Genomic DNA, 9,371 nt, shown 5'->3' with positions numbered 1-9,371 from the left:
CCGCCATGCCCCGACGCTTCACACAGGCCGAGGCCGCGCAGCTGCGAGCGCTCCTGGGCGCGGACGGCAGCAAGGACCCGGCGGCGCTGGAGGACCGGCCGCCGGTGTCCTTCCAGGAGGTCCAGCGCATCCTCGGCCTGCCGGAGCTGCCGCACCGGCACCTGCTGGGCGACGACACGTGGCTCTTGGGAGGCCGCCTCCTGCGCTGGCTCACCGGCGAGATGCGCGACGGTGGGGACACGGGTGACTACGACCTGTTCTGCGGTTCGCTCGAGGCGCTGGAGCGGACCGCGCGGCGGATGCTGGCCACGGGCTACACGCCCTGCCGGAGGAAGGGGGCCACGCGCTGGGGTCCGTGGTTGAGGGACCGGGCCCTGGGCCGCAGCGACCACGCGCCCTGCGCCGGGGCGGTGTTCGAAGGGGACGGCGCGCTCCAGGAGCGGCTGCGCCTGCGGCGGTTCCCGGACGGCCGGGAGATGTACGCGCTGGAGCTGCATTCACCGGAGGGCCACCTGCTCCAGCTCGTCCACATCCCGGCCCTCTTCACGGGGGGAGGCGAACCGGTGCGAAACCAGCTGGCCTTCACGGACCTGAGCATCTGCCAGTTCCTGCTGGACGGCCGGAGGCTCCACGCGGGCCCACACGCCTGGGCGGACCTCTTCCGACGCAGGGTCCGGGTGGTGCAGATGGTCCGCCCGCGCATCACCGCCGAGCGGCTGGTGAAGTACGCCGGCCGGGGCTTCTGGCCTGAAACAGCGACGTTGCGGACGGTGACGCAGGCCCTGTTAGCATCGCGCCCTCCCCCCCGCTGAAAGCCGCTTCCGCTGAACGCCACCGAACCGCGTCACTTCGCCGGCCTGGACCTGCTCCGGGGCCTGGCCATCGTCCTCGTCGTCCTCTACCACCACCCACGTCCCGAGGGTCACGAGACCTACCGGATGCTCGCCCACTTCGGTTGGACGGGCGTGGAGCTGTTCTTCGTGCTGAGCGGGTTCCTCATCGGCTCGCAGTTCCTGGAGCCGGTGGCGAAGGGCGAGACACCGTCGCTGCCACGCTTCTACCTGCGGCGCGCGCTGCGCATCCTGCCGTCGTTCCTCGTCGTGCTGGGGCTGTACGTGTTCGTCCCGGCCTGGACCGAGCGCCCGTTCACCGTGCCCGCGTGGCGCTTCCTCACCTTCACGCAGAACTTCGGCCTGCGGATCAGCGGTTTCTCCCACGCGTGGTCGCTGTGCGTGGAGGAGCACTTCTACCTGGTGCTCCCGCTCACGGTGCTCGCGCTGCGCGGGCGGGTGCGGGCGCTCCATGTCGTCGCGGGCGCGGTGGCCGTGATGGTGGCCGGAATGCTCCTGCGCGGCGGCCTGTGGCTGCACCTCTTCGGGGGCCTGGGCCCGGACGACGAGGCGTGGCGCACCTATGACACGGTCCTCTACTACCCGACGTATGCGCGGCTCGACGGACTGCTGTGCGGCGTGATGCTCGCGCTGGTGCGCGTCTTCCGGCCCGCGGCGTGGGAGCGCTGGACGCACAGGCCGGGCCTGCTCCTGCCGGCAGTGGCGCTGCTGGGTATCGGAGGTGCGTTCTTCGTGAATCAGCAATACGACCGGGAGCTGCCCTACGCAGTGCTGGCGTTCCCCCTGATCTCCATCGGCTACGCGGCGCTGCTGCTGTCGATGGCGGGCCCTGCGGTCTCAAGCCTCTGTGCCCGCATCCCGGGGGTGCGGACCTTCGCGGCGCTGAGCTTCACCGTCTACCTCACGCACAAGGCCGTGCAGCACGCGGTGCGAGTCGCCCTGGAGCCCCACGGCCTGGGCACGTTCCACGTCCTCACGCTGGTGGGTGGCGCCGTGGCGGTGTTGATTGCCTCGCTGCTCCTGCACCACGGGGTGGAGCGACCCGCGCTGCGGTGGCGCGAGCGGCTGGAGCGACGGGCTTACTTCAAGAAGGCGCCGCTCAATCTTCGGTGAACTTCAGGTTCCCGGCTCTCCACTCACGGAGGGTCATTTCGGCGTCGAGCCTCACCACGCTGGGAGGACCGTGGGCCAGTTGCTCCAGCTCGGCTTCAGCAACCCCGGGGGCGAACTCCAGGACATGGGATGCAGCCCACAGCCGGACATGAGGGTTGCTGTCTTGCAGGAGCACGGTCAAGGCAGCACGTCCGTCCGCCCCCCCGTTCCGCAGCGCTCTCCATGCAGCCATGAGCTTCTTGTACTGGGCGTTGGCAACGCGGTGCGCACCCTCAATGGAGGCCTGCCCGTGCAGTGCCGCCGCCTGCGCATAGGCGGCCGCCAGTTCAGGAACAGAAGCTTGCTTCAACGACTCACGCTTCACGGAGTGACCCCAACATCACGAAGGACCTTCAGCCCGAACGCCCGCTGCGCCTCCAGGGATTGAGTGCTCAGCCAGGTACGCACGGTCTTGCCTTGAGAATATGACCGAATCGAGGAGTAGAGCCCGCTGATCTGCCGGTGGACTGCCTCGTCGACCGGGATCACGTTCTCCACGTTGTGAATCGCCTGTGGCCCGAAGCGAGCCACGTTCCCGTCCGTCTGCTCCACGATGTGGTGCCACTCCTTGCCCTCCCCTGCGGGCCCCATGGCCCGCTTGAAGGACTTGAAGGATGCATATGCCTTCGGCCCGCCACCGCTCTCACCTCCCGAGCCCGCAGCGTCATCGACCCGCTGCAGGATGATGGCCGCGCCCGGCCCACCGCTCAACACCGCCGCCGCGCGTCCCACCGGCACCGCGATGCGCTCCACCGCCAGCGCGCCTTCGACGGACAACGAGAGCACCGGCACGGAGGCCTCCGCGCCCGCCATCATCCCCGTCAGCGTTCGCGTCGTGGCAGAGGCCGCACCGCAGGTGACGAGGAGCCCCGTCGTCAGCCGGGCCACCTCGCGAATCTGCTCCCCCTCCGTCATGGACTGGAAGCGCTCCCAGTACGCGGGGGACGAGCCGATGAGGGCCACCACGGCGGAAGGCAGATGTCCCAGTCCCGCGATGCTGTCCGCGGGGTGCGAGAGCAGTTGCCCCAGCGCGTGGTACAGCTCCACGAAGGCATCCTCGGCGCCGTCCAGCGAGCGGTTGATGACGTCAGCGTCGTCGTACACCTCGGCCAGTGGCGGCCCCTCCACGCTTCGCAGCCGCGCATCCACCGTGCGGAAGACACCGCCTCGCCCGCTGTAGAAGCGCCCCAATTCGAAGTGCCCCGCGCGAAACGCCCCCCCCCTTCCACTCCACCGGTGCCACCTTCTGCTGCGTGCTTCCGTCGAGGGCCCACGCGAGGTAGCCGTCCGGCCGCAGCACCGCCACCTGCTCGCGGGCGAAGCGCCTCACCCGGCGCACCAACTCCTCGCGGGAGACGTCCCCTCGCTCCAGCACCTCGCGCAGCAGGAAGCCCGCCGCCATGCGCGTCGGGAAGGTGCCCAACGTCACCGGCTTCTGCATCAGCCGTCCCAGCACCTCGACAGCGTCCTCCGGCGTGAAGGGATTGTGGCGAATGGGCAGCTCGTCCAATTCCTCCAGTCCGGCACGCACCAGCAGCTTCTCGAAGGCGTCCACGTCCAGCAGGCCCATCTCCACGGCCTGCCGTGACAGCTTCCCAGGGCCCGGTGGAATGATGACCGTCCCCCTCGGCATCCGCTCCGGAGGGCGGCGGTGCAGCCGCTGTCCGCCTTCCACCTCCTCGGGGTCTTCGTCCTCCGCATCGGTGCCTGACCGCGTCTCACCGAAGCCGTCCGACACGGAGGCCGCTCGTTGCCGGAGGACTCGCGAGCCACCCCTCCGCGAGGACGTCTCCACTCCGGTGCAGCCCGTGAGGAGAAGGGCCACGCACAACACCACGACGTTCGCGCGCATCATCCACCTCGGGCTGGAGGCCCCACCCATCAAGGAGGGCGCCATGAATCCTTCCGTTCCCATCCGACATGACGACTTCTGCGAACGACCCACTGCCCTGGTCTCACGCGCCCCGCGCGCGCTACACCCTCACCATGCGCCCCTTCCTGACGGCGACGTGGCGGTACCTCCTGATGCTCAACTACGAGGTGGATCCGGCGGTGCTGCGGCCCCTCGTGCCCCAGGGCACGGAACTCGACGCGTGGCAGGGCCACACCTTCGCGAGCATGGTCGGCTTCCGCTTCCTCGACACACGCGTGCGAGGCATCGCGGTGCCGTTCCACCGGGACTTCGATGAAGTGAACCTGCGCTTCTACGTGCGCCGCCAGGGTCCTGAAGGCTGGCGGCGCGGCGTGGTGTTCGTGCGGGAGATCGTCCCCCGGCTCGCCATCGCCACCGTGGCGCGCGTCCTCTACAACGAGCCCTATGTCGCGCTCCCCATGCGCCACACCGTGAACATGGACGGCGCCGACACGGGCTCGCCCGGACACGTCGAATACGCGTGGAAGTCCCACGGCCGCTGGCACCAGCTGTCCGCCCGGACGTCCGGCGCTCCGGCGGAGAGCACCCCCGGCTCCCAGGAGGAATTCATCACCGAGCACTACTGGGGCTACACCGCCCAACGCGACGGCGGCTGCGCCGAGTACCGCGTGGAACACCCGCGCTGGAGCGTCTGGCGCGCCCGGGACACGGCCTTCGACTGCGACGTGCCCCGCTTCTATGGCCCCGCCTTCTCCGAAGCCCTCCAGGGCACGCCCTACTCCGCCTTCGTCGCCACCGGCTCGGAGGTGTCCGTCTTGCCGGGCAGTGGACTCCCCCCGCCGGGGCCGTAGCTCAGGCGCCCTGCGTGAGGAAGCGGAAGGGCCGCGGGCAGTCGTCCCGCGTGCACCGGAAGAGGTAGCCCCGGCCGTTGTCGCCGAACTCCAGGCCGTACGGCATCGCGGAGAGCTGCGCGACGAAGCGCATGGGCGCGTCACAGCACTCCGGCGTCGCCTCGCCGTTGAGCCAGCCGGGCACGCCGCCCACCTTGCTCTCCGGCGCCGTCTCCTGCGCGCGGTCCAACGCGGCCAGCTGCTCGTCCGTGGCCTCGTTGACGTCCACCGACAGGGCCTCGGTGTCCTCGGTGGCGGGCTCGAAGCCGAGCGTCCACTCCGCGTACGGCTTCACCGGGCCCGGCGGCTCGCTGACGGCAGGCGCGCCGGCCTTCACCGCCACCACGGCGTTGGCGCCCTCCTCGGGGTCCCACCGGAAGCAGACGGAGTCGGGGTTCTCGCACTGGAAGACGTGGACCGACGCGTACGGCGCCAGGTCCAGCTTTCCCTCCACGTGCGGGAGCTGGAAGAGGAAGCGCAGCGGCCCGCTGCACATCTCGCAGGCGGGCCAGTCCAGGGGACCGGGCGCTTCGGGCGTGCCTCCCACCTTCAGAAGGGGCACGCCGGTACGGCTGGGAACGAGCGCCCACAAGGGCGCGAGAGGACGGGACATGCGGGGACTCTAGAAGTCCGCGATGCGCTCCGACAACGTCGGGTCGTCCACGAAGGGGTTGCGGTTCTGCTGGTGGGTCTGGATGGCGTCGTTGCGCTTGACCTCGGCGGCGTCGACCTTGTCCAGCGTGTTCCACTGCTTGAGGACCGTCTCCTCCTCGGGCGGGATGCGCTTGTTGTACACGGTGGAGAAGTAGAACAGCGCGCGCGCCACGTTGCCCTTGTGGGCCTCGGGCGGCTCGAAGACCATCCGGCCCTTGTCGTCCGTGCCGAACTTGGCGCCGTTCTCCGTCCACTTCACCGTCTTCACCGTGCCGAACGGGTAGTTGCCCCGGATGGAGTTGGCCTTGCTGTCGGTGGGGAACAGGTGGTGCAGGTCCGACTTCGCCGCGCCCGTGGCGCCCTTGGACTGGGGCCAGGTGTGCTCGGTGTTCATCACGTTGCTGCTGGGAATCTTGTTCGTCTTCAGTTCCTTGCCCGTGTAGACGCACGTGACGATGCCGTCGTGGTTGTCCAGGGTCGTGAAGATGATCTTCCGCGCGCCGTTGTAGCCCAGGTCCTTGTGCTGGGAGACCGCGTCGCGCAGGGCCTTGATGAGGACCTGGTCCTTCATCCCGTCGTAGCGGGGATCCGGACCGGCCGGCGTGAAGTCATCCACCGGCGCCGTGGGCTTGGCGGGGGTCTTCTTCGGCGCGCGGGCCTCGAAGCTGGAAGCCGACGTGGACACCGTCGAGGTGCGGGGCGCGGAGAGCGGGCGGGACGAGATGAGCATGACGGTCCTCGGCTTCGAGGTGGGGGATGAGCCATTCTCGCCCCAGGCCCCGCCCGGTTGCGTCACCCCCTGCATTTTCCCTCCGCTCCAGTTGGTTTTTTCCCGCCCAACCCGCGACATCCCGGGAAATGGACGGGCAGGAGCCGGGCCCGGCACGTTATTCCTGGGATCGCAGGGCACGCGAAGGGGGTCGACCGTGAAGATCGTGATGCCGGGTGGCACGGGGCAGGTGGGCGCACTGCTGGCGCGGGCGTTCCTCGCGCGGGGTGACGACGTGGTCCTCGTGAGCCGGGGTGGCGGGGGCGTGGCACGCACGGTGAACTGGGACGGACGCACCGTGGGGGATTGGGCGCGAGAGGTGGACGGCGCCGACGCGGTCATCAACCTGGCGGGCCGCAGCGTGAACTGCCGCTACACGGAGGAGAACCTGCGCCAGATGATGGACTCGCGGGTGGACTCCACGCGCGCGGTGGGACAGGCCATCGAGCAGGCCGCGCGGCCGCCGCGCGTGTGGCTGCAGATGAGCACCGCAACGGTGTACGCGCACCGGCTGGACGCGCCCAACGACGAGGCCACGGGGCGCATTGGCGGGGACGAGCCAGGGGTGCCCGCGTACTGGAAGCGCAGCATCGACATCGCCCGGGCGTGGGAGCGCACGCTCGCGGAGGCGAACACGCCGCGCACGCGCAAGGTGGCGCTGCGCGCCGCGATGGTGATGGCTCCGGACCGCGAGGGCATCTTCGACGTGCTCCTGGGCCTGACGCGCCGGGGCCTGGGTGGCACCGCGGGCAGCGGGGAGCAGTTCGTGTCGTGGATCCACGACCAGGACTTCGTGCGCGCGGTGCAGTTGCTGCTGGAGCGCGAGGACCTGGACGGGCCGGTGAACCTCGCGGCCCCCCATCCCCTGCCCCATCGGGAGTTCATGGCGAAGCTGCGCGAGGCGGCGAACGTGCGCGTGGGGCTGCCCGCGACGAAGTGGATGCTGGAGGTGGGCGCGTTCTTCATGCGCACGGACACGGAGCTGCTGCTCAAGAGCCGCCGCGTGGTGCCCGGGCGCCTGTTGGACGCGGGCTTCACCTTCGAGTACCCCGAATGGGGAGTCGCCGCACGAGACCTCGTCGAGCGCTGGCGCGACGCCGCGTCCGTGCGGAGCTGACGCGTGTCCTCGAAGCAGGTTCGCGTGCGGTGGTTCCGGGTCCTCGCGGCGGTGCTGGCCCTGGGTGCGGTGGGCTTCGGCGTGTTCACTGCGGTGCGGGGCCTGCGCACGGCGAGCGCCCTGGTGCACCCGGCGCGCATCCCGGTGACGCGTCCCTCCGGGCCGGACGCGCTGGCGGGTCTGGAGGAGGTGTCCTTCCCGGCGGCCGGGCACGTCCTGCGCGGCTGGTACGTGCCGTCGCGCGACGGCACGGCGGTGGTGCTGGTGCACGGCTTCGCGGCCAACCGCACGCAGCTGCTCTTCGAGGCGGGTGTCCTCACGCGCTCGGGCCACGGGGTGCTGCTGTTCGACCTGCACGGCCAGGGGGAGAGCGACGGCGACGCGATTGGCTGGGGCGACACCGAGCGCGAGGACGTGCGCGCGGCCCTGGCCTTCGTCCGGGCGCGGCCCGACGTGACTCCGGGGCGGGTGGGCCTCTTCGGCTTCTCCCTGGGGGGCACGACGGCCCTGCTGGTGGCGCAGGACGACCCGCGCGTGAAGGCGGTGGCGGTGGCGGGCGCGTTCCCGGACCTCGCGGGGGACATGGGCTCGCACTACGGCGCGAGCACCTGGGCCGTGCTGTGGGGGCTGCGCCGGGCGGGCATCGACGTGGAGGCCGTGCGACCGCTGGACGGGATGTGCCGGCTGGAGGGCCGGCCGCTGCTGCTCATCAACGGGGGCAGCGACCCGGACGGGCCCCAGAAGCTGGGGGGCCGTCTCTACCGCGCGGCGTGCGAGCCCAAGCAGCTGTGGGAGGTGCCGGAGGCGGCCCACGGCGAGTACGCCCAGAAGGCCCCCGAAGGCTACGCACGCCACCTGCGCGACTTCTTCGACCGCGCGCTATGAGCGGCGGACCTTGGCGAGGAACTCCGTGCGGGAGTGGACCCCGACCTTCCTGTACATCGATTTCAGGTGCACCTTCACCGTCTCCACGGAGTTGTGGAGCGTCTTGGCGATGTCCTTGTTGGCCGCGCCCTGGTTCAGGCAGTCCGCCAACTCGATCTCCTTGTCGGTGAGCACCTGGAGCCATTCGTCCTTCATCCAGTGGGACTGCTCGACGATGCGCACCTCCCACAACAGCCGGCCGGCCCACCGCACCGGGGACCGGGTGAACGTCGCCTGCAACTTCCTGCCATCCTGGCTCTTCACCAGGGAGGCCTTCTCGGAGTCCGGGGTGCGCTCCTGGGTCGACAGGTGATTCACCAGGGCCATCCACTCGCTGGGGACGCCGTGGTGGAGCTCATGGGGCGCGAACCACTTCTCCAGCAGGGCCGTGGCCGTGTGCGTGCGCACGATGTCCCGCCGGTGGGGCAACAGGAACAGCGTGGCACCCGGTTCGACGGACACGGCCTTGAGCAGGTCGTTCTCCATCCGCACCGAATGGAAGCGCTGGACGCTGCTCACCGCGCCCTTGATGTCCGGCGTCAGCTCCTGGAGGAGCCGCTGGGCCTGGAGCGGAAACGGCCGCTGGGTTTCGCGGTACACCGCGATGCCCCCCTTGAGCCCCTGCTGTCCCTGCATGAGCAACGCCGCCAGCACGTGCCGCAGGTTCAGGTCCACCGCGCGACTGCGCTGATAGGTCTCCGTGTCTTCCAGCGCCTGGCCTCGCAGCATCTGCGGCCCGCTGAGCACGATGTTCGGCTGGGCCATGGTGGCCTGGAACACGAAGCAGCGCAGCGCCCACTCCGGATAGTCCTTGAGCAGGGGCATCGCCGTGCGCGTCATCCACTCCAGCCCGGCGGAGCCATCCAGGTTGGCGAAGCCCAGCGCGACGTGGTCCGCGCCACAGAGCTGGACCAGCACGTCCGCGATGACCGTGTGGATGTCTTCGTAGCTCTGGACGTCAATGAGGCCGCTGCGCATCTCACTGATCAATCCCTGCTCACGTGACGCGAACTTGAGTGCCCTGCCCATGGTGGGTACCTCCCCCGGTGTTTCGATACCTCTCAAGGATGGCAGCCCTGGGAGCGATGCCCATCCCTCCGAAAAGGTATGTCCGCGATGACACCCTCGCCCGCCCACCGGC

General features: G+C 70.0%; 11 protein-coding genes. 5 read left to right on the top strand and 6 right to left on the bottom strand.

The features are described 5' to 3' along the window. The first annotated feature begins 5 nt into the window (after window positions 1–5). Window positions 6–812 (top strand): Gabija anti-defense Gad2 family protein, encoded by an 807-nt coding sequence (locus D7X12_RS43690; protein WP_208718951.1) that lies wholly within the window; start codon window positions 6–8, stop codon window positions 810–812. Between the two features lie 12 nt (window positions 813–824). Next, on the top strand, window positions 825–1,964 hold the full coding sequence (locus D7X12_RS11215) for an acyltransferase family protein (protein WP_341868215.1): 1,140 nt from the start codon (window positions 825–827) through the stop codon (window positions 1,962–1,964). Here the strand turns inward: D7X12_RS11215 and D7X12_RS11210 are convergent. From D7X12_RS11210 to D7X12_RS44975, 3 genes are read right to left on the bottom strand one after another with little or no spacing between them, the layout of a single operon-like run. Then, window positions 1,951–2,328 carry a DUF2019 domain-containing protein gene (locus D7X12_RS11210; RefSeq protein WP_120625263.1) on the bottom strand — a complete coding sequence of 126 codons (378 nt, stop codon included), beginning with the start codon at window positions 2,326–2,328 and terminating at the stop codon, window positions 1,951–1,953. The two genes, D7X12_RS11215 and D7X12_RS11210, sit on opposite strands and share 14 nt — an antisense overlap. Next, window positions 2,325–3,131, bottom strand: coding sequence for a hypothetical protein (locus D7X12_RS44980; RefSeq protein WP_120625262.1), 807 nt, complete (start codon window positions 3,129–3,131; stop codon window positions 2,325–2,327). Before D7X12_RS44980 ends, D7X12_RS11210 begins: the two co-directional genes overlap by 4 nt. Continuing rightward, complete coding sequence (locus D7X12_RS44975; RefSeq protein WP_120625261.1) at window positions 3,091–3,900, bottom strand: hypothetical protein; 810 nt, start codon at window positions 3,898–3,900, stop codon at window positions 3,091–3,093. The genes D7X12_RS44980 and D7X12_RS44975 overlap by 41 nt, the downstream gene beginning before the upstream one ends. Window positions 3,901–3,923: 23 nt before the next feature. Between D7X12_RS44975 and D7X12_RS11195 the strand changes: the two genes are divergently transcribed. Further along, window positions 3,924–4,727 carry a YqjF family protein gene (locus D7X12_RS11195; RefSeq protein WP_244224488.1) on the top strand — a complete coding sequence of 268 codons (804 nt, stop codon included), beginning with the start codon at window positions 3,924–3,926 and terminating at the stop codon, window positions 4,725–4,727. A gap of 1 nt (window position 4,728) precedes the next feature. On the opposite strand, the gene D7X12_RS11190 is transcribed toward D7X12_RS11195, so the two are convergent. Both D7X12_RS11190 and D7X12_RS11185 read right to left on the bottom strand, forming a co-directional pair. Continuing rightward, window positions 4,729–5,379: a hypothetical protein gene (locus D7X12_RS11190; protein ID WP_120625260.1), complete on the bottom strand. Its 651-nt coding sequence runs from the start codon at window positions 5,377–5,379 to the stop codon at window positions 4,729–4,731. 9 nt (window positions 5,380–5,388) lie between these two features. Next, on the bottom strand, window positions 5,389–6,150 hold the full coding sequence (locus D7X12_RS11185; protein ID WP_120625259.1) for an endonuclease I family protein: 762 nt from the start codon (window positions 6,148–6,150) through the stop codon (window positions 5,389–5,391). Between the two features lie 196 nt (window positions 6,151–6,346). Between D7X12_RS11185 and D7X12_RS11180 the strand changes: the two genes are divergently transcribed. Both D7X12_RS11180 and D7X12_RS11175 read left to right on the top strand, forming a co-directional pair. Further along, window positions 6,347–7,306, top strand: a complete 960-nt coding sequence (locus tag D7X12_RS11180) for an epimerase (RefSeq protein ID WP_120625258.1) — start codon at window positions 6,347–6,349, stop codon at window positions 7,304–7,306. A gap of 3 nt (window positions 7,307–7,309) precedes the next feature. Then, entirely contained in the window at window positions 7,310–8,191 is an 882-nt protein-coding gene (locus D7X12_RS11175) for an alpha/beta hydrolase (protein ID WP_120625257.1), read from the top strand. Here D7X12_RS11175 and D7X12_RS11170 read toward each other — a convergent pair. Then, window positions 8,186–9,259 (bottom strand): helix-turn-helix transcriptional regulator, encoded by a 1,074-nt coding sequence (locus D7X12_RS11170; protein WP_120625256.1) that lies wholly within the window; start codon window positions 9,257–9,259, stop codon window positions 8,186–8,188. The genes D7X12_RS11175 and D7X12_RS11170 overlap by 6 nt on opposite strands. Window positions 9,260–9,371 lie beyond the last annotated feature (112 nt).

This window comes from Corallococcus sicarius, from assembly GCF_003611735.1.
GTDB lineage: Bacteria > Myxococcota > Myxococcia > Myxococcales > Myxococcaceae > Corallococcus > Corallococcus sicarius.
This window is presented reverse-complemented; position numbering and strand designations above follow the sequence as displayed.